The organism is Janthinobacterium salmonicoloratum (genome assembly GCF_051380845.1).
In the GTDB taxonomy this organism is placed as follows: domain Bacteria; phylum Pseudomonadota; class Gammaproteobacteria; order Burkholderiales; family Burkholderiaceae_D; genus Janthinobacterium; species Janthinobacterium lividum_F.
Genome location: NZ_JBNYXV010000005.1, coordinates 263,989 through 282,517 on the forward strand (window position 1 = coordinate 263,989; position 18,529 = coordinate 282,517).

The 18,529-nt window shown below is 64.2% G+C and carries 22 protein-coding genes; 11 read left to right on the plus strand and 11 right to left on the minus strand.

Features of this window, described 5'->3' with window-relative positions; genetic code table 11:
- Positions 1–2 precede the first annotated feature (2 nt).
- From ACQ4WY_RS22640 to ACQ4WY_RS22665, 6 genes are all read left to right on the plus strand, one after another.
- Positions 3–992: an aliphatic sulfonate ABC transporter substrate-binding protein gene (locus ACQ4WY_RS22640; RefSeq protein WP_436506006.1), complete on the plus strand. Its 990-nt coding sequence runs from the start codon at positions 3–5 to the stop codon at positions 990–992.
- Positions 993–998: 6 nt separating this feature from the next.
- Positions 999–1,829 carry an ABC transporter permease gene (locus ACQ4WY_RS22645; RefSeq protein WP_436506007.1) on the plus strand — a complete coding sequence of 277 codons (831 nt, stop codon included), beginning with the start codon at positions 999–1,001 and terminating at the stop codon, positions 1,827–1,829.
- 15 nt (positions 1,830–1,844) lie between these two features.
- Complete coding sequence (locus ACQ4WY_RS22650; protein WP_436506008.1) at positions 1,845–2,579, plus strand: ABC transporter ATP-binding protein; 735 nt, start codon at positions 1,845–1,847, stop codon at positions 2,577–2,579.
- Between the two features lie 76 nt (positions 2,580–2,655).
- Entirely contained in the window at positions 2,656–3,438 is a 783-nt protein-coding gene (locus tag ACQ4WY_RS22655; RefSeq protein WP_436506009.1) for a hypothetical protein, read from the plus strand.
- Positions 3,439–3,503: 65 nt separating this feature from the next.
- On the plus strand, positions 3,504–4,388 hold the full coding sequence (gene bla / locus ACQ4WY_RS22660) for a subclass B3 metallo-beta-lactamase (protein WP_436506010.1): 885 nt from the start codon (positions 3,504–3,506) through the stop codon (positions 4,386–4,388).
- A gap of 73 nt (positions 4,389–4,461) precedes the next feature.
- On the plus strand, positions 4,462–4,941 hold the full coding sequence (locus ACQ4WY_RS22665) for an META domain-containing protein (protein ID WP_436506011.1): 480 nt from the start codon (positions 4,462–4,464) through the stop codon (positions 4,939–4,941).
- Between the two features lie 123 nt (positions 4,942–5,064).
- Here the strand turns inward: ACQ4WY_RS22665 and epsC are convergent, their stop codons facing one another.
- Positions 5,065–6,003: a serine O-acetyltransferase EpsC gene (gene epsC / locus ACQ4WY_RS22670; RefSeq protein WP_436506012.1), complete on the minus strand. Its 939-nt coding sequence runs from the start codon at positions 6,001–6,003 to the stop codon at positions 5,065–5,067.
- 190 nt (positions 6,004–6,193) lie between these two features.
- Here epsC and ACQ4WY_RS22675 point away from each other — a divergent pair, with 190 nt between their 5' ends.
- The gene (locus ACQ4WY_RS22675) at positions 6,194–7,381 is read left to right on the plus strand and encodes a multidrug effflux MFS transporter (protein WP_436506013.1); all 1,188 of its coding nucleotides are present in this window, start codon (positions 6,194–6,196) and stop codon (positions 7,379–7,381) included.
- A gap of 64 nt (positions 7,382–7,445) precedes the next feature.
- Here the strand turns inward: ACQ4WY_RS22675 and ACQ4WY_RS22680 are convergent, their stop codons facing one another.
- Together ACQ4WY_RS22680 and ACQ4WY_RS22685 are read right to left on the minus strand one after the other, a co-directional pair.
- Entirely contained in the window at positions 7,446–7,754 is a 309-nt protein-coding gene (locus ACQ4WY_RS22680; protein WP_436506015.1) for a hypothetical protein, read from the minus strand.
- Positions 7,755–7,834: 80 nt separating this feature from the next.
- Positions 7,835–8,275 (minus strand): carboxymuconolactone decarboxylase family protein, encoded by a 441-nt coding sequence (locus tag ACQ4WY_RS22685; RefSeq protein WP_353657817.1) that lies wholly within the window; start codon positions 8,273–8,275, stop codon positions 7,835–7,837.
- 103 nt (positions 8,276–8,378) lie between these two features.
- Between ACQ4WY_RS22685 and pdxR the strand changes: the two genes are divergently transcribed.
- Positions 8,379–9,851, plus strand: a complete 1,473-nt coding sequence (gene pdxR, locus ACQ4WY_RS22690; RefSeq protein ID WP_436506016.1) for a MocR-like pyridoxine biosynthesis transcription factor PdxR — start codon at positions 8,379–8,381, stop codon at positions 9,849–9,851.
- Here pdxR and ACQ4WY_RS22695 read toward each other — a convergent pair.
- From ACQ4WY_RS22695 to trxC, 5 genes are all read right to left on the minus strand, one after another.
- Positions 9,820–10,413 carry a DUF1287 domain-containing protein gene (locus tag ACQ4WY_RS22695; protein ID WP_436506017.1) on the minus strand — a complete coding sequence of 198 codons (594 nt, stop codon included), beginning with the start codon at positions 10,411–10,413 and terminating at the stop codon, positions 9,820–9,822. The genes pdxR and ACQ4WY_RS22695 overlap by 32 nt on opposite strands.
- A gap of 189 nt (positions 10,414–10,602) precedes the next feature.
- Positions 10,603–10,968, minus strand: coding sequence for a DUF6616 family protein (locus ACQ4WY_RS22700; RefSeq protein WP_436506018.1), 366 nt, complete (start codon positions 10,966–10,968; stop codon positions 10,603–10,605).
- Between the two features lie 25 nt (positions 10,969–10,993).
- Entirely contained in the window at positions 10,994–11,740 is a 747-nt protein-coding gene (locus ACQ4WY_RS22705) for a HEAT repeat domain-containing protein (RefSeq protein WP_436506019.1), read from the minus strand.
- Positions 11,737–12,246: a MarR family winged helix-turn-helix transcriptional regulator gene (locus ACQ4WY_RS22710; protein ID WP_436506102.1), complete on the minus strand. Its 510-nt coding sequence runs from the start codon at positions 12,244–12,246 to the stop codon at positions 11,737–11,739. Before ACQ4WY_RS22710 ends, ACQ4WY_RS22705 begins: the two co-directional genes overlap by 4 nt.
- Before the next feature lie 70 nt (positions 12,247–12,316).
- Positions 12,317–12,769 (minus strand): thioredoxin TrxC, encoded by a 453-nt coding sequence (trxC, locus tag ACQ4WY_RS22715; RefSeq protein ID WP_353657823.1) that lies wholly within the window; start codon positions 12,767–12,769, stop codon positions 12,317–12,319.
- Positions 12,770–12,916: 147 nt separating this feature from the next.
- Here trxC and ACQ4WY_RS22720 point away from each other — a divergent pair, with 147 nt between their 5' ends.
- Positions 12,917–14,359, plus strand: coding sequence for a coniferyl aldehyde dehydrogenase (locus ACQ4WY_RS22720; protein WP_436506020.1), 1,443 nt, complete (start codon positions 12,917–12,919; stop codon positions 14,357–14,359).
- Here ACQ4WY_RS22720 and ACQ4WY_RS22725 read toward each other — a convergent pair whose 3' ends face one another.
- Positions 14,360–14,965, minus strand: a complete 606-nt coding sequence (locus ACQ4WY_RS22725; RefSeq protein WP_152252473.1) for a LysE/ArgO family amino acid transporter — start codon at positions 14,963–14,965, stop codon at positions 14,360–14,362.
- A gap of 204 nt (positions 14,966–15,169) precedes the next feature.
- Between ACQ4WY_RS22725 and ACQ4WY_RS22730 the strand changes: the two genes are divergently transcribed.
- Positions 15,170–16,060 carry a LysR family transcriptional regulator ArgP gene (locus tag ACQ4WY_RS22730; protein ID WP_436506021.1) on the plus strand — a complete coding sequence of 297 codons (891 nt, stop codon included), beginning with the start codon at positions 15,170–15,172 and terminating at the stop codon, positions 16,058–16,060.
- A gap of 106 nt (positions 16,061–16,166) precedes the next feature.
- Positions 16,167–17,165: an alpha/beta hydrolase gene (locus ACQ4WY_RS22735; protein ID WP_436506022.1), complete on the plus strand. Its 999-nt coding sequence runs from the start codon at positions 16,167–16,169 to the stop codon at positions 17,163–17,165.
- 104 nt (positions 17,166–17,269) lie between these two features.
- On the opposite strand, the gene ACQ4WY_RS22740 is transcribed toward ACQ4WY_RS22735, so the two are convergent.
- Both ACQ4WY_RS22740 and ACQ4WY_RS22745 read right to left on the minus strand, forming a co-directional pair.
- Complete coding sequence (locus ACQ4WY_RS22740; protein ID WP_436506023.1) at positions 17,270–17,908, minus strand: phasin family protein; 639 nt, start codon at positions 17,906–17,908, stop codon at positions 17,270–17,272.
- 279 nt (positions 17,909–18,187) lie between these two features.
- Positions 18,188–18,523 (minus strand): hypothetical protein, encoded by a 336-nt coding sequence (locus tag ACQ4WY_RS22745; RefSeq protein WP_353657829.1) that lies wholly within the window; start codon positions 18,521–18,523, stop codon positions 18,188–18,190.
- Positions 18,524–18,529: the final 6 nt, after the last annotated feature.

Consider the following 18,529-nt stretch of genomic DNA (forward strand, 5'->3'; position numbering starts at 1 on the left):
CCATGAAACGCAGAACCATCTTGCAACTGGCCGCCAGCGGCGCCACCCTCGCCGCCTTGCCCAGCCTCACCCGCGCAGTCACGCAAGCGCCGCTGAAGGAGCTGCGCCTCGACTACGCTTATTATTCGCCCACCAGCCTGGTGCTGCGCCGCTTCGGCTGGCTGGAAGAAGCATTCAAGTCGGATGGCACCAGCATCAAGTGGGTGCTCAGCGCGGGCAGCAACCGCGCGCTCGAATACCTGAACGCCAACAGCATCGACATCGGTTCGAGCGCAGGCCTGGCCGCGCTGCTGGCGCGCGCCAACGGCAATCCCATCCGCGCGCCGTATATTTTTTCGCGCCCCGAGTGGACGGCGCTGGTGGTACGCAAGGATAGCCCCATCCGCTGCATCGCCGACTTGAAGGGCAAGAAGGTCGCTGCCACCAAGGGCACCGACCCATATCTGTTTCTGCTGCGCTCATTGAAGACGGCGGGCCTGAAACGCGGCGACATCGAACACGTCAGCCTGCAGCATGCCGACGGCCGCGCGGCGCTGGAGCAGGGCAAAGTCGACGCCTGGGCCGGACTCGATCCGCACATGGCCGCCAGCGAACTGGAAGCTGGTTCGCGCCTGATCTACCGCAACGTGGCCTTCAATACCTACGGTTTCCTGAACGTGCGCGAAGACTTCCTGGCCAGCCGCCCGGCCGAAGTGGGCAAGGTGATACAGGCCTACGAACGGGCGCGCGCCTGGATACGCACCTATCCGGCAGAAGCGGCAAAAATCCTGTCGGAGGAGGCCAAGGTCAGCCTGCCGGTGGCGCTGCTGCAGGTAAAACTGCGCAGTGACTTCAGCAATCCGCAGCCGTCGAGCGAACATGTGAAGGCCCTGCTGGTGGCCGCGCCCATCCTCGTCGACGAAGCGCTGGTCAAGCCGGGCGCCGACTTGAACCGCGCCATCGCGGATCTGGTCGACACGCGCTTTGCCGCGCCCTTCATCAGCAAGGCGTAAGCGATCATGTCCAGAGACACGCTCGCCGCGCCAGCATCGGCCCACGACACCGGTGTGCGGCACAGGCTCTTTCGCCAGCCTTTGCCACGCGCGGCACTGGGCATGCTGCTACCCGCCCTGGCGCTGCTGGCGGCGGAACTGGGCGTGCGCACGGGCGCCATTCCCGCCAACCTGCTGCCGGCGCCCAGCGACATCGGCGCCACCATTGCCGAGCTGGCGCGCCAGGGACTGGCCGGCCACGTGCTGGCGAGTACCGTGCGCGTGGCCATCGGCTTTGCGGGCGGCGCGCTGCTGGCCGTCGTGCTCGGAGCGGCCGTGGGCTTGAACCGCACGATAGAGGCGCTGCTCGACCCCACGTTCCAGGCCCTGCGCGCGATTCCCTCGCTGGCCTGGGTGCCCTTGCTGCTGCTATGGCTGGGCATCGATGAAGCACCCAAGCTGGTCCTGATCGGCATCGGCGCCTTCTTCCCCGTCTACATGGGCGTGGCGTCGGGCATCCGCGACGTGGACCGCAAGCTGATCGACGCGGCACGCCTGTACCGCCTGAGCCGCCCCGCGCTGGCGCGGCGCGTGCTGCTGCCGGCCGCGCTGCCCGCCATCTTCACGGGCTTGCGCAACGGTTTGAGCCTGGCCTGGATGTTCATGGTGGCGGCCGAACTGATCGCCGCCAGCCAGGGCCTCGGTTATCTGCTCAGCGACGGACGCGAAACGAGCCGCGCCGACATCGTACTGACCGCCATCGTGCTGCTGGCCGTGCTGGGCAAGGCTAGCGACAGCCTGATGCAGCGCCTGGAAACCCGCTTGCTTGCCTGGCGCGACAGCTATGCCACTCCCTGACGAAAGCGGCCCCGCATGACTGCCCTGCTTGACATTGCCATCCATGACAAATCCTATGGCGCGCGGCGCGTGCTGCACAATCTGCAATTGCAGCTGCGCCAGGGCGAGATCGTCAGCCTGATCGGCGCCAGCGGCTGCGGCAAGAGCAGCCTGCTATCCATCGTGGCCGGTCTCGATACGGACTTTCGCGGCACCCTGCGCCTCGACGGCAAGCTGCTGGCGGGAGTGCACGCTGACATTGGCCTGATCTTCCAGGAGCCGCGCCTGTTTCCCTGGCTGACGGTAGCGCAAAACATCGCCTTCGGCCTCGGTGCTGGTGGCGAACACGATCCCAGGGTCGCGCAATTGCTGGAGGAAGTGGGTTTGCAAGGCCACGCGGACAACCTGCCCAAGCAGCTGTCTGGCGGCCAGGCGCAGCGCGCGGCCATCGCCCGCGGCCTGTTTGGCCAGCCCCGCATCCTGCTGCTGGACGAACCGTTTTCCGCCGTTGACGCATTTACCCGCATGAAACTGCAAGATTTGCTGGCCGCCGTCGCCGCGCGCCATGGCTTGAGCGTGCTGCTGGTCACGCATGATATCGACGAAGCGCTGTACCTGAGCGACCGCATCGTCATGCTCGACACGCGCGCCGGACCGCAGCGCGCCCATTACCAAGTGACAGCATCCCGGCCCCGTCTGCGCACGCCGACGGCGCAAGCCGCGTTGAAGGAGACCATCCTCGGCGAACTGCACGCCGCGCATGCGTTCTGAGGCTGCTGCATGGCCGCCAGTGACAGGCCTGGGCATTCATGTTAGTTTGCCATCTTGAAAACAAACAGGCGGCTACGTGCATCTTCCTTTCCTTCCCGTTCTCGCCATCCTTGCCCTCAGCCACATCGCGGCGCACGCGGATACGCAGGCTGACACACCTGCCGACGCAGCGGTCGACACCAGCCAGTCCATCCACGTCAGCAGCATCCGCAACCCGGAACTCAAGTCCTACCGCGTGATGACCGCGGGCCTCGATGCCTTTGACGACCACCATGCACTGGCGCCCAGGGCACGCGAAGTGCGCTTCCAGCTGATTCCCGGCCCCGGCGCACCGGACAACGCCATGCAGGATCTGAGCTTGCGTATCGCCGGCAATGAAACCTCAATCGTCCTGTCCCTGGCCGCCGACGGCAGTTTTACGCTGCCGCGCAGCGCGCAAGCCGAGCGCGAAGACGCGGACCTGGTCACCAACAGGAAGAAGGACGCGTACCGCTGGCAAGCCAGCGTCCGCAGCGACGATGTACCGCCCGGCATGCGCCGCCTGGGCGACCTGCGCCTGCAATGCCAGGTCGGCATCGCCATTGCAAAGAAAGAGACGCCCTTCTTGCTACGCACCCTGGTCGCCACCAAGCTGCGCACCACCGACTGGTGCTCCGCCGTTGAACTCAAGATGAGCACGTACAGCGATCCGGCCATCGCCAGCGCCACCCTGCTCGATGGCGGGCGCCGCGTCGCGCTGCAGGTGAAAAATAGCGGCACGTCCTTCCTGGCCCCCTTGGGCGACACCCGCTATGCGGACGATACCTTGATCGAACTGGTCTACAAGGACACTGGCGCCGCGCCGCCTGCCTCCCTGTAAACGTTTGCGTCGCGCCCCGTTCCGTGTCAGCATACGCCACCTTGGCAACACGGATAAGGACTGCAATGCCCCTCACTCTGACACGCGCGCTGGCCCTGGCGCTGCTGGTGGCCAGCACCGCCGCCCAGGCGCAGACACCAGGCTGCGACGTCTGCGCCACCTGGAACGCCGACCAGGCGCCGTTCCGCATCTTCGGCAATACCTATTATGTAGGCGTGAAAGGCCTCAGTTCCGTGCTCGTGACGTCGCCGCAGGGCCACGTGCTGATCGATGGCGGCTTGCCGGAATCGGCGCCAAAGATCATCGCCAATATCGGCGCACTGGGTTTTCGCATCGAGGACGTGAAACTGATCCTCAATTCACATGGCCATATCGACCATGCGGGCGGCCTGGCCGAGCTGCAGAAGCGCAGCAATGCGCTGGTGGCCGCCAGTCCGTCGGCCGCGCTGGACCTTGCGTCGGGCGAAGTGGGCCCCGATGACCCGCAATACCACGCGCTACCCAAGTACCCGCCCGTCAAGGACATGCGCCTGGCGCGCGACGGCGGCCAGTTCAATGTCGGCCCCATCAACCTGACGGCGCATGCCACGCCGGGGCACACGCCCGGAGGCCTGAGCTGGACGTGGCAATCGTGCGACGGCCCCCGCTGCCTGAACATGGTGTACGCGGACAGCATCAACGCCGTCTCGCGTCCCGGCTTCAAGTTCAGCGCCAGCAGCGAGTATCCGAACGCGGTGGCGGACTTGCGCCACAGCTTCGAGACCCTGGAAAAGCTGACTTGCGACGTGCTCATTTCGGCGCACCCGGAAGCGTCGCAATTATGGGAGCGGCTGGAGGCGAGCGTTACGGGCGGCAGCGATGCCTTTGTCGATCCGCAGGCCTGTCGCGCCTACGTGGCGGCGGCGCGCAACTTGCTTGATGCGCGCCTGGAACAGGAAAAACAACCATGAACTTGTCAACCGTGCACGCTGGCTTGACGCCAATCTGCTACGCTGGCGCCATTCATTTGAAGAAGGAAATGCCATGTTCAAACTCGCCAGACTGATTCCCCTCGCCGCCATCGTCGCCATCACCGCCGGCTGCGCGCAAACGCCCGTGCGCAGCGACGCTGCCGCCGCCACGCCAGGCGCCACCTCGCCCGCCAAGCCGGCGCCCAAGCTGACACAGACGCAATGGAAGCTGAAGGAATTGAAGGGCAAGCAAGTGGTGCGCAAGGCGCCTGAACAGCGCGAAGTGACCCTGCTGCTGGCCGAAGGCCGCGCCAGTGGCCACAGCGGCTGCAACCAGATGATGGGCGGCTACACCAGCGATGGCGTCAGCACCCTGGCCTTCTCGCAGCTGGCCGGCACCATGATGATGTGCCAGCCGCAGGACATGGACCTGGAGCGCCTGCTCTTGACCACCCTGGGCGAAGTCAATGGCTACCGCTACGCCGACCAGGAATTGCTGCTGCTGAAGGATGGCGTGCCCGTGGCGCGGTATGAAGCGCTGACGGTGAAATAAAACCCGCACTCCCGCATTTGAAGAGTACCTGAAAAACGTTCAGGGCCAGGCGCGGCGCCGCAGGCAGTACGCTAGTACGCCAAGGCGCTGCAACGCCGCCAAGGACCTTTTCTCGGGCACTCTTCAATCGTTGCGCATCTGCGCCTGCGATACATTGCTTTCTGGCGGCACGCTCTGCGTCAGCCACACATTCCCCCCGATGGTCGACCCCGCGCCGATGGTGATGCGCCCCAGCACGGTCGCGCCCGCGTAAATCACCACGTCGTCCTCGACGATGGGGTGGCGCGGCGTGCCCTTGATCAGCGCGCCGGAAGCGTCGGCCGGAAAACGCTTGGCGCCCAGGGTGACGGCCTGGTACAGGCGCACGCGCTGGCCGATGATCGCCGTCTCGCCGATCACCACGCCCGTGCCATGGTCGATGAAGAAGGACGCGCCGATGTGCGCGCCCGGGTGGATGTCGATGCCCGTCAGGGTATGCGCGATATCGGCGATCAGGCGCGCCAGGAACGGCGCACCCAGCGCATGCAGGCGGTGCGCCAGGCGGTGGTACAAAATGGCGATGGTGCCCGGGTAGCACAGCATGATCTCGGCTACCGAAGTGGCGGCCGGGTCGCCCGCGTAGGCGGCCTGCACGTCCGACACCAGCAGCGCGCGGATGTCGGGCAGGCTGGCGGCGAAGGCGCGCGTGATGTCGCGCGCCTGCTGCGCCAAGGTCGCATCGTCGCTGGCTGCGTCCCCCTCTTCACCGGCAGGTACGGAAAATAGCAGGCCGCGCCGCACCTGTTCGCTGAGGCGGTTCAGGGTGGTGTTGAGGGTGTCGCCGACAAAATAATCGATGCTTTCATCGGTGAGATTCGGCCGCCCGTAATGGGTGGGGAACAGGGCCGCCGACAAGCCGTTGACGATGGTGGTGAGAGCTTCGCGCGACGGCAGTTCGCGCACCCTGCCGTTATGACGGATCTTGTGCTTGTCTTCGCGCGAGCTGCGCAAGGCCTGGATCACGGGCCCCAGGTTCCACTGGGCCGTGTCGTCGGCGGGCGCCGCGGGATAAATGCTGTGCATGGCGTATCACTTCCAAAAAAATGGCAAACAGGCCGGGTCGCCCCAGCTTAGCGGCCAGGCACCGCGATTCAAACGAAGAATTTCAAGATTTCATATGCGAAAAACGCATATGAATGACAAACAGCGTCGGCGCCAAACCCGATTGTTGCCACTAGCGTAAAATGACGGGCTAACAAAAACACTCTTCAACATGACTAAATTATTAACATGGATTTTGGCGGGCCTGGCGATGGTCGGACCGCTTGCAATTGACACCTATCTGCCGTCGTTCCCCGCCATCGTGCACGATTTCAATGCCAGCCCCCTGCTGGTGCAGCAAACCCTGAGCTTTTTCCTGTTCACGTTCGCGTTCATGATGCTGTTTTACGGCACCCTGTCCGATTCTTTCGGCCGCCGTCCCGTGATTCTCGTCTCGCTGGTGCTGTATGTGATCGCCTCCGTGGGCGCCGCGCTGGCGCCGTCGCTGGGCTGGCTGCTGGCCTGGCGCGTGCTGCAGGGCCTCTCGGCCGGCGCCGGTTCCGTGATCGGCCGCGCCATCGTACAAGACCGCTATTCGGGCGCCGCCGCGCAGAAAATCCTCTCGCACATCATGATGGTGTTCGCGCTGGCGCCGGCCATCGCCCCCGTGCTGGGCGGCTGGCTGCAGGTGGGCATGGGCTGGCGCTGGATTTTCTGGTTCCTCACGGCGTTTGGCGTGCTGATGTTCATTGTCGTCTGGCGCGCGCTGCCGGAAAGCCTGCCGAAGGAACAGCGCCATGCCTTCCACCTGGGCGACATCGCCGTCAATTACTGGAAAGTGCTGTGCCACCGCCAGTTCCTGCTGCTGTCGACGGCCATCGGCGCCGCCTTTGGCGGCTTCGCCCTGTATATCGGCTCGGCCGCCTACTTCATCATCAACATCCTGCACCTGCCGGAGACGGCGTTCGCCTGGCTGTTCATACCCCTGATCAGCGGCATGGTGTTCGGTTCGGCCCTGTCGGCGAAAATCGCCCACCGCTATAGCCAGCGCCAGATGATCTGGGCCGGCTTCATATTGATGCTCGTCGCGGCGCTGGCCAACATCGGCTACAACTATGTCTTTGCCGCCGAAGTGCCGTGGGCCGTGCTGCCCCTGTTCTTCTACTCGTTCGCCCTGTCGATCGCCATGCCGCCGATGACCCTGATGGCGCTGAACCACTTTCCCAACAACAGCGGCCTGGCATCGTCGATGCAATCGTTCATCCAGATGCTGCTGTTCGCGCTGGTTTCGGGCTTGGTGGCGCCGCTGCTGTTCGACAGCGCGCTGAACCTGGCGTATGGCGTGATGGCGGGACTGCTGGTGAGTTTATTGTGCTGGGTGTTTGCGCAGGGTGGTTCGGCGGAAGTCGCAGCGAAGTAAAATCACGCATACCAAGCCGGTAAAAACCGGGGTCAGACCCCGCGTGTCTGACCCCAGCAGTTAATCAAGGCCACGGCGCTGGCGTCACATCCTGGTATTGCACCCCGCCCTGCTCCGGCTCAGCCGCATCGCGCGTAGTTGGCTGGTGCAAGGAACCGGCCGGCGAACGCAAACTCAAGATTTCCTTGCGCGCCTCGACGAAGTCGGCGGAACTCAAGGGGTGGTGCTGGTCCGGCCAGTGGCTGACGGCCCATTCCTGCAAGGTTTCAAAGCGCCGCCACAGTTCGGCGATGAATTCGCGGCGCGCCTGTTCCTGTGCTTCTTCCTCCTGCTGCGGCGTCTTCCCGGCACCTTCCCCGATAGGTACTTGCATGGCTGCTCCCTGGCTGATCAATCATCATGCCAGACTACGCAGGGACCAGCCAGGCGTCTGTTCGCGAACGAACACAGGATTTATTCGGGCATCTTGCGGAAGCCCACGGCCAGGCGGTTCCAGGTATTAATGGAGCCGATGGCCAGGGTCACGTTGACCATTTCCGCCGGCGTCAATTGTTCCGCCAGCGCCGCATAGTCTTCGTCCGAAGCGTGATTCTGTGGCAACAGGGTCAGCGCTTCCGTCCAGGCCAGCACGGCACGCTCGCGCGGCGTGAAGAACGGCGTTTCGCGCCAGACGGACACGGCATACAGGCGGCGTTCCGTTTCGCCCGCTTTGCGCGCGTCACTCGTGTGCATGTCCACGCAAAAAGCGCAGCCATTGATTTGCGAGGCGCGCAAGCGGATCAGTTCAAGCAGCGAGTGTTCCACGCCCAGTTTGGCAATCGCCGCTTCCAGCGCATACATGGCCTTGACGGCGTCCGGCGAAGCTTGTGTAAAATCGAATCGTTGCTGTGTCATGATGCATTCCTTGATGAGTAGAGATGCACCATTGTAAAAGCGCGACAACAGCGCGCGGCAGGCCAATCCTGCCGAAAAACGGCAGACCACCAACAGATACTCCATGGAATTACATATCCTGATCGACGGCACGCGCGACCTGGGCGGCCAGTTGTACCGCCAGCTCAGCGAGGCGATCCGCTCGGGCCGCCTGGCGGATGGCCAGCAATTGCCACCCTCGCGCCTGCTGGCCAGCCAGCTGGGCCTGTCGCGCAAGACGGTGTCCGACGTGTATGACAAGCTCGCGTATGAAAAGCTGCTGGTAGGAAAGGTCGGCGTGGGCAGCTTCGTGCAGACGCCGCACGCCTCGCCGCAGCGCCGCCACGCCAGCACCCCGCTGGCCAGCGCGCAGCGCATCGCGCGTTGGGAAGCGACGCCCACGCCCTTGCGCCAGGCCAGCCAGGAAACGCCGGCGCGCTACGCCTTCATCGGCGGGCGCGCCACGCCCGCGCACTTCCCGCAGGATGAATGGCGCGCCTGCATGCTGCACGCGCTGCGCCAGGGTGGCCAGGCGCGCGGCCGCTATGGCCCTGTCGCTGGCTTGCCGTCCCTGCGCGCGGCGATCGCCGGCCACGCCGCCTTCAGCCGCGGCATCCATTGCACCGAGGAACAAGTGCTCGTCACCAGCGGCGCACAGCAGGCTTTGCATCTGCTGGCGCAAACCCTGCTGGAGCCGGGCGACACGGTTGCCGTGGAAGAACCCGGCTACCCGGTGGCGCGCGCCGTGTTCGCCAGCCAGGGCGCGCACGTGGTGGGCGTCGAAGTGGATGAGGATGGCCTTGTCGTCACGCAAATCCCGGACGGTACGCGGCTGATTTATGTCACGCCCGCACATCAATTTCCGCTCGGTATGCCGATGAGCATGGCGCGCCGCCATGCCTTGCTGGAGCGGGCGCAGCAACTGGGCGCCATCATCATCGAGGACGATTACGACAGCGCCTTCCGCTACGAAGGCCGGCCCGAGGATTCCCTGCAAAGCATGGACCGCTACGGCGTCGTCGCGCACGTGGGCAGCTTTTCCAAGATCATGCTGCCGGAATTGCGGCTCGGCTATGCGGTGCTGCCGCAAGCCCTCGTGGCCGCCGTGGAAACGGTGAAATACCTGACGGATTGCCATACGGCCAGCCTGGGCCAGCATGCGCTGGCCAAGTTCATCGACGATGGCCATTTGCTGCGCCATATCCGCCGCTGCCACGACATTTATGCGGGGCGCCGCGAACGGTTGCAGCACTGGTTCAACGGCCCGTTGTCGCCGTGGTTCCGCCTGGTGCCTGCCAGCGCCGGCTTCCACGTGGCGGCCCTGGCGCAGGCGCCGCTCGATGTCGCGGAATTGCTGCGCCGCGCGCGCCTGGCCGACGTCAGCCTGTATGCGCTATCTGGCTTTTACCACGGACCCGCCCGCCATGAAGGCCTGTTCCTCGGCTATGGCGCCATCGACAAACTCGATATCGACACGGCACTGGCCAAGGTACTGGCGATACTGCAGGAAATAGCGCCCCTGGCCGTCAACGTGGTTGCCAACGATAATGTCCCGTGATGGGATAGCTGAATAAAATATTTTCCTCGCGCGCGCCCTCGCCGATATTGTGGATGATGAGCGGCACGCCGCTCCACGACTGCTTGTCGCTGACGATGCCGATATGCGTGAGGTTGCGCGGCAAGCGCCAGGTGACGATGTCGCCCGCGCGGTAAGCGTTCGCGTCCTTGCTTGGTGGCAAGCTGGTGCCGTGGCGGGCAAAGTACGTGCCCAGGTTCGGCACGCGGCGGTGGTCGATATTGCGGTCCGGCCCTTTCATCTGCCAGCGTCCCTGCTGCTGGTACACCTGCCACGCCTTACGCATGTCTTCGTGCACCAGCACCTGCAAGTCCTGCCCCAGCTGGCGGTAGGCGCGCACCACCACGTCCGTGCACACGCCCCGCTCGAGCGGCACGTCGCCGCCCGGATAGGCCAGCCGTTCATAGCGCGGATCGTACTGCAGGGTCACGCCCACCTGCTTGCGGGCGGCGACGACGAGGGCTTGCGGGCTGGCGGCAGGGGCTGCCGACGCCAGCATGGGCGCCAGGGCAAGAATCAGGGTGGAGAGCAGTTTGATTGGCATCAACGTCGGTGGTCGGATGGAAATGCCAACTTTACCGCAGTGGCAAGGAAAACGTCGGACGCTAAGTACCCCCCAATAAATTATTGTGACTTCTGACTTCCATAACCGGCGCTCTGCGGCGTTGCCCGCTGCTAGCAGTGCTCGCACTGCGTCGCAGCGGGCGCCTTGCATAGCATCCGGTTCTGTTCGTCATAATTTCACAATAATTTCCTGAGGGTTACTTACGCCCGCCAGCTGCGCCAGGTGCGCGGGGAAATCCACGGCCGGTCCCGCCGCATTGATGGTCTCAAAGTAATCATGCCAGCCGGTGGCGGCGATGCCGGCCAGCAAGGCGTCCAGTGCCGCCTCGCCCGGGAAGCGCCAGACGGCATAGAATTGCTGGGCAGCCGCATGCAGCTTGCCTCCGTCGATGGCGCCCATGGCCAGCGCTTCGGCGCCGCTGCCCGACAAGGCGGCCATGCCGGCGCCCACCGTGTCGAAATACGCCTGGCGCGCGGCGCCGTCGAGGGCCAGCCAGGCGGGTTTCGGGCTGTACAGTTCTAGCAGGTAATGCATGTTTACTCCTTGGAGTGAGGTATCGTCAGGCCAGCGAGCGCTGGGCGCGCTTGCAGATGCGTCGCGTCGCGGCATTGTCACTTTCCTGCAGCCATTGCGCGCACAAGCTGCGCACCCAGTCCGGCTGGCTCTTGGCCGCATCGTTGAGCCAGTTGGCCACGGAATCCTGCACGTAGACGGCCGGGTCGGCGCGCAGGGGCAGCAACAGGGGTAAGGCCAGCTGCGGCTCTTCTTTTAGCTGTGCAATATGCGCGCACCACACGCCGCGCGGGCGCAGCGCTTCGCAGGAGAAGCGGCGCAGGCGTTCCGAAGAGTCCGCCGTCCATGGCGCCAGCAGCGCGATGGCGTCCTCGATCTCGGCGGCGAGGCGGGGCCGCAGCGCCAGCCAGGCCCATTCGCGCACGCCGAAGTGCCCATCGTCGGCCAGCGGCCGCATGGCCGTAAGCTGTTGCGGCAAGGTTGATCCCGTCTGGGCAGCGATGGCAAAGCAGGCCCAGCCCCGCACCGTGTCGGATGGGTGCGCTTGCAGCAAAGCCAGTTCGGCGTCGGCCTCCAGCAGCAGCTGCGCCGCCAGCGCCATGCGCCTGGTGATGCCGGCTGCGGCCTGCGCGCGCATCCGGTCCAGCCTGGCGGCGCCGATATCGGGCAAGGCCGCGGCCAGCAGTACGGCGAAATCGATGGCCAGCCCTTCCGTCAGGGTGGCGCTGGCCACACTCCCCGCGTTCAGCAGGGCCAGGCGCGCGGGAGTCACGTCAGCGACGCCACGGCTCATGCAGCACCTCGGTCCGTCTTGCGCCAGGCTTTTTCCAGCAACGCACTGCATACCTGCATTTCTTCCGGCGTGAAATCGGCGAACAGGCTGGCGATCCATTGCGCGTGTTCATCGACCAGGGTCGCGGCGGCCATGTTCCCCTTGGGACTCAGGCGCACCAACAGCTTGCGCCGGTCGAACTGGTCCGCGTGGCGCGCCAGGAAACCATCGCGCTCCAGGCCGTCGAGCAAGCCCGTGATGGTGCCGCGCGTCACGCCGGCCCGTTCGGCCAGTGCGTGGGGCGAGAGTCCCTCGGGCACATCGCGCAGCAGCGACAGCAAGACAAACTTGCCTTCCGACAAGCCATGCCGGCCCAGGCGCGTGGCGCAATCGCCATCGATGGCCGATGCCAGGCCCAGCACTTCAAAGCACAGGCGCAACCGCGCCGTGGACTGCATCATGTCGAGACCGCTGGCGCGGCGCTGCACGTCGCCCAGCAAGGCCGTGTATTTCTGTTCGAGTTTTATCATATGGCGCAATATAATATGTCGCCATACTAAATGTCAAATAGAAAACATTGATGGTTTTCCTGTCGGCTCAAAGGCGGGCGTTATCCCTCGCCCAGGCGATGATGGACTGCGTATCGATGGCGCCCGGCTGGCGCGCCACTTCCACGCCCTTGCGAAACAGGGCCAGGGTGGGAATGCTGCGGATATTGAAACGGCTGCCCAGGTCCGGCGACGCTTCCGTATTCACCTTGACGACGCGAAACGCCGGCTCCAGTGTCTTGGCGGCCTGGACATAGAATGGCGCCATGCTGCGGCACGGGCCGCACCAGGGCGCCCAGAAATCCACCAGCACGGGAATGTCGCTGCGCTCGATATGCTTGAGAAAACGGGCGCTGGCCAGATCCACGGGCTGTCCCGTAAACAAATCCTTCTGGCACTTGCCGCAAGTGGGCTGCTCAATCAAGCGCGCTGCCGGCAAGCGGTTGACGGCGTCGCAATGGGGGCACACGATGTGCAGGGAATCTGGGTTGGTCGAGGTCATAGCAGTCCTGGAAAGGGTGGCGTACAGTTGCCGGACATTTTACGGCGTATCGTACAGCGCCGTCGGCACGCTGGCGGCACATTTGCGAATAGTCCACTATAGTGCGCTGGAACGGCACGCACATTGCCGAGCCGGCCAAGGAAAACAATGCCTGATGTCGCAGAAAACATGGAGTTGAACACCAAGCCGGCCCACGCGGAACTCGCTGCCGCCCTGGCCTTGCAGCGTGCCGCCTACCTGGCCCACCCCGTGCCGACCCTGGCCGAGCGCAGGCGCGACCTGCAAACCTTGCAGCGCTTCATTCGCGAGCACAAGCAAGCGCTGTGCGTGGCAATCAGCGCCGATTATGGCAACCGTTCCCACCACGAAACCCTGCTGGCGGAGATCTTTCCCGCCATCGATGGGATAGCCCATGTCTTGAAACAGTTGAAAAAATGGATGCGGCCGCAGCGCCGTGGCGTGGACTGGCGCACTTTCCCCGGTGCCAGCAACCGCGTGATGCCGCAGCCGCTGGGCGTGGTGGGCGTTCTCGTGCCGTGGAATTTCCCCGTGAACCTGAGCCTGGTGCCCTTGACCTACATCTTCGCCGCCGGCAACCGCGCCATGGTCAAGATGAGCGAAAACTCGCGCCACCTGGCGCGGCTGCTGATCGACACCATACCCGCCTACTTTCCGCCAGAGAAGTTGCAGTTTTTTGACGAGACAGGCGGCGTGGGGATAGCGTTTTCACAGTTGCCGTTCGACCATCTGCTGTTTACGGGTTCCGGCCAGACGGGCCGCGCGGTCATGGCGGCGGCCGCACGCAATCTGTGTGCCGTCACCCTGGAGCTGGGCGGCAAGGCGCCGGCCATCGTCTGCGCCGATTTTGATGTGCGCACGGCAGCCGAGCGCATCCTGTTCGTCAAGTACCTGAATGCGGGGCAAATCTGCACCAGCGTCGACCACGCCTGGCTGCCCGAGGCCAGCATCGCCGCCTTCGTCGCGCATGCGCGCCAGATCGTGCCAGCCCGTTATGCCGGGCTCGATACGCCCGACTACACCTCCATTATCGACGAGGCTGCCTTTGAGCGCCTGCTGCAGGCGCTCGACGAGGCGCGGGACCGGGGAGCGCAAGTGATTTCGCTGTTGCCGGGCCCGGGCCACGACCGGGCCACGCGCAAGATCGCGCCGCACATCGTGCTCGACGCGCCCGCAGACAGCCTGCTGCTGACACGGGAAATCTTCGGCCCCATCCTGCCGCTGCGCGGCTATGCGGACCTTGAAACCGTGATCGACAGCATCAACGCGGGACCGCGACCGCTGGCCATCTATCCATTCAGCAATCATGCAGGCACCGTGCAGCTGCTGATCGACCGGGTGATGTCGGGCGGCGTGTCCGTCAACGACGCCCTGTTCCATGTGGGCCAGCACGATTTGCCCTTCGGCGGCGTGGGCGAGTCCGGCATGGGCCACTACCACGGCGTCGAAGGTTTTCACACGTTCAGCAAGCTGCGGCCCGTGTTTTACCAGGCCCGTTACAGCGCGCTAAAACTGCTGTGGCCGCCATATGGCAAGCTGGCCAGCCGCGTGCTGGCCTTCCTGACCCGCTGATTACAGGAACAGCGAGGCAGCGATGGCCCACATGACGAGGGCGATAATGCCGTCGAGCACGCGCCAAGCCATGGGCTTGGCAAACACGGGCGCCAGGTAGCGGGCGCCAAAGCCCAGCAGGAAGAACCACAGGGCCGAAGCCATGATGGCGCCGCCGGCAAAGTAGAAGCGTCCCACGCCTTCATGCTGGCCGCCGATCGAACCGAGCAAGATGACCGTGTCGAGGAAGGCGTGCGGGTTCAGCAGGCTGAACGCCAGTGCCGCGCCGATCACGGCCCAGTAACCTTCGGGCGCCTTGGCGGCCGACACCGTCAGGGCCGTTGGACGCCAGGCCGACTTGGCGGCACGCAAGCCGTACGCGATCAGGAAGGTAGCGCCGCCGGCCTTGGCCCACAGCAGGAAATCAGGATTGTCGGCAATGAACGTGCCCATGCCAGCCACGCCGGCCGTGATCAGGATGGCATCGCACAGCAAGCACACCAGGATGCAGGTGAGCACGTAATGGCGCTTCAAGCCCTGCTTGAGCAAGAATGCGTTTTGCGTGCCGATGGCCACGATCAGGCTCGCTCCGAGCCCCATGCCTTTCAAGAAAATTGCGCTGTCCATATTCCATCCTTTCTATTGCTTTCCATCACGCGCACGGCCGCCCACGCTCTGCCGGCAACGGCAAAGTCATCAGAGGTAGGTGGAGGGTGTAGCGGAACCAGGAGGACCGCGCGGCAGAGTGGAGTTGTTACCCTATTTCAACAGTGTAAAGAAAAAGTAAATATAAGTATAATGAATGATTCTAACTATATATAAGAGAAACTTATGCGCGTCGTCGATTACCGTGGACTGGCCGCCCTCGACGCCGTGATCGGCCTGGGCAGCTTTGAAAAGGCCGCACAGGCGCTGGCGATCAGCCAGCCGGCCGTGTCGCAGCGCATCCGCACTCTGGAAAACCTGGAAGGCACCTTGCTGATTATCCGCAGCCATCCGCCCCTGCCCACGGAAGCGGGCCAGCGCCTGATCGCCCACTACCGGCAAGTCAAGCTGCTCGAAGCGGCGCTCGACGCCCAGCCGGGACCCACCACGCAATTGCCGGCGCTGGCCATTGCCGTCAATGCCGACAGCGCCGCCACCTGGATCCCGGAAGCGCTGGGGCCGCTGCTGTCGCCGCCGTCGTGCCTGCTCGATATCCGCCTCGACGACCAGGACCACACCCTGAGCCAGCTGCGCGAAGGGCGCGTGTTTGCTTGCGTCACCAGCGCCAACGACCTGGTGGCCGGCACCACGGCTACGCCGCTGGGCGGCATGCGCTACCTGTGCGTGGCCTCGCCCACGTTTGCGCAGCAATGGTTTCCCCATGGTTTTACGGTGGAAGCCGTCAGCCAGGCGCCCGCCATCACCTTTGGCAGCAAGGATGCGCTGCACGAGCGCTATCTGCAGCATCGGCTCGGCTACACGGGCCGTTATCCGCACCATGTGCTCGGTTCAGCGCGCGACTTCGTGCGCTTCATTGAAGCGGGCTATGCTTATGGAATGGTGCCCCTGCTGCAGGCGGAAATGGCGCTGGCCGCAGGCCGGCTCGTCGACGTAGCGGCAGGTCAGGCGCTCGACGTACCCCTGACCTGGCATGCCTGGGATATCCAGACGCCCCTCACGCGCACCTTGTCGGATGCCGTCATTGCCACGGCGCGCAAATGGCTGTTGCAGGGTTAAAATAAAACATGAAACAGTTACCTACGCCAGCTTGCAAATTCCCCATGTGCGCCTTGCCCTGCCTGGCTTACACTGCAAGCATCGTCGTTCAAAATCAGGAGCCAGCATGACGATTCTGCGTACCACCATGCTCGGTTTGCTGGCTGCCATCCCGCTGGCTGCCGGCCTGGCTGCCTGCTCGCCCTTGATGGCCATCAATGCCCTGTCGTCAGGCAGTGCCTCGCAAGTAACGCGCGGCCTGGCCTACGGCCCCCTGCCACGGCAGAAACTCGATGTCTACGCTCCCAAGACCCGCTCAGGGCCCGTGCCCGTGGTGGTGTTCTTTTATGGCGGCAACTGGACAACGGGCGAGCGCGCCGACTATGCCTTCGTTGGCCACGCGCTCGCTGCGCGCGGCTACCTGGCCGTGATCGCCGACTACCGGCTGTATCCGGACGTGCACTACCCCGAGATCTTGCAGGATACGGCCCGCGCCGTGGCCTGGGCCGCGATGGAGTCCAGCCGCCATGGCGGCGACCCCGCACGTTTGTTCGTCCTGGGCCATAGCGCCGGAGCCTACAATGCGGCGATGGTGGCGCTCGACGCCAGCTTGCTGGCGCGCCACGGCATGCGCCCGCACGACTTGCGGGGCTGGATAGGCTTGGCCGGCCCCTACGATTTCTTGCCCATCGAAAACACCACCACCCGGCCCGTTTTCTTTTACCCGGACACGCCCGCCTCTTCACAGCCCATCCATCACGTGACGGCCGAAGCCCCGCCCGCCCTGCTGATCGCCCCTCTGCCCGGACAGGACAAGCTGGTCAATCCGCAACGCAACACGGGTGGCCTGGCCAAGGCCTTGCGCGCGCTGCACCGGCCAGTAACGGAAATCTATTTCGACCACGTGGGCCACGCCACCCTGGTCGCCACGCTGGCCGCGCCCCTGCACAAGCTGGCACCCACCTTGGACGCCATCAGCGCTTTCATCGATGCCAACAGCGGAACGGCTGATGCGATCTTGTCCGAGACAGCCTTGCCGGCAAGCATAGCCTTGCCAACTCGCTCACCTGGCGCGGCCACGCCGGCCCCTGAGCTGCACGCAGACGACAAAACACCCGCCCCCTGAAGGGCGGGCGCTCTGCCCGGACGAATACACGATGCTGTGTGCCGGCTAGCCGCATCTCAAGGCTCGGCCCTCGCGATGCGGCTCAGCCGCAAGCAGCCTCGTGCTTACTCTTTACGGCTGGCGCTGCTGCTTTTGCTTTGTGCGGAGCCCGCTTGGGATCCGCTGCCGCTGGCCGAGCTTTCGCTGCCGGCCGACTGCTGGCTGCCCTGGTGGCTGGCGCTTTGCACGCTTTGGCCCTCACGGCTTTGCGCGCCGCGCTGCTGGTCGCGGTTGCTGCCGTTTTGATGGTTAGCCTGGAATGGTTCGGCGATGCGCTGCATGGCTTCCTGCTGCTTGCGCACGTTTTTCTGCGTTTCTTCCGAAGCCGTGCGGGCCACTTCTTCAGCCAGAGCCTTGGCAGTACGGCTCGTTTCATTCACATGCTGCTCTGCCACATTGGCCAGTTCGACTTGCACATCGGCTGCCAGGCGCGACACCTGTTGCTGGTACTTGCGCAATTGCTCGGCGGCTGGCTGGCCCGAGGCAGCAGCCACCTGGAACACATCTTCAGCGCGCTCGAGCGTCAGCAGGTTCTGGCTGGTAATCGTGCTTTCTTCAAGCAAGCCTTGCGCCAGCTGCATGTTCAGGTCACTAAATTGCTGCACCGACTGGAACAGCGACTTCGACAGACCATTAAAAAAAGCCAGTTGCGCTTCCAGGTGGTTTTTGACGGCGGGGGTAACACTACGGGAATATGGATACATGGAGTTCCTCACTAAATAGCGGTTGGTGGACACAAACAGATGGCGACACCACCGGCTGTCGAAAGCTTAGGCAGACAAGCGGCTTACGCCATGAAACGCGAAAAAACATATCCAATTGGTGGAGAGATGCTTTGCAACGCGAGTCTTAAGGCTACGTGAGCACCACAAGTGAGGGATGATCTGGATCAAAGGTACGCTAGGCCGCGCAGAAAGTTTTTACTGGACGGCTTGCCCTTGGCAAACGTCAGTGAGGGGTAGGAAAATCGGTGCCAGGCACGCTCAACAAGCGGCGCCCGTGCAAGGTACGACGGGCTTGTAGCCATGGCTGCGCAGCGAGGCTTCCAGCCAACGGTTGCCATACCAGCCACGCGCCAGCAGGTAACTGAGTTCCGCAGCGCCCATCAGCAGCATCATCGGGCCGATGCGCAGTTCGGAGGCCAGGTGGCTGCCGAACCACAAGCATGCGTCCATTGCCAGCATGAGCAGCAACAGCCACCAGCGGCGCTTGGCGACGGCCCAGAACGAGCCCAGAAACAGGGCTGGCCAGGAGAAACCCGCTTTGACGTAGGCATAGCGGCCGGCATCGTCGGCAAACAAGGTGGCGCTGTGCTTCATGCTGCT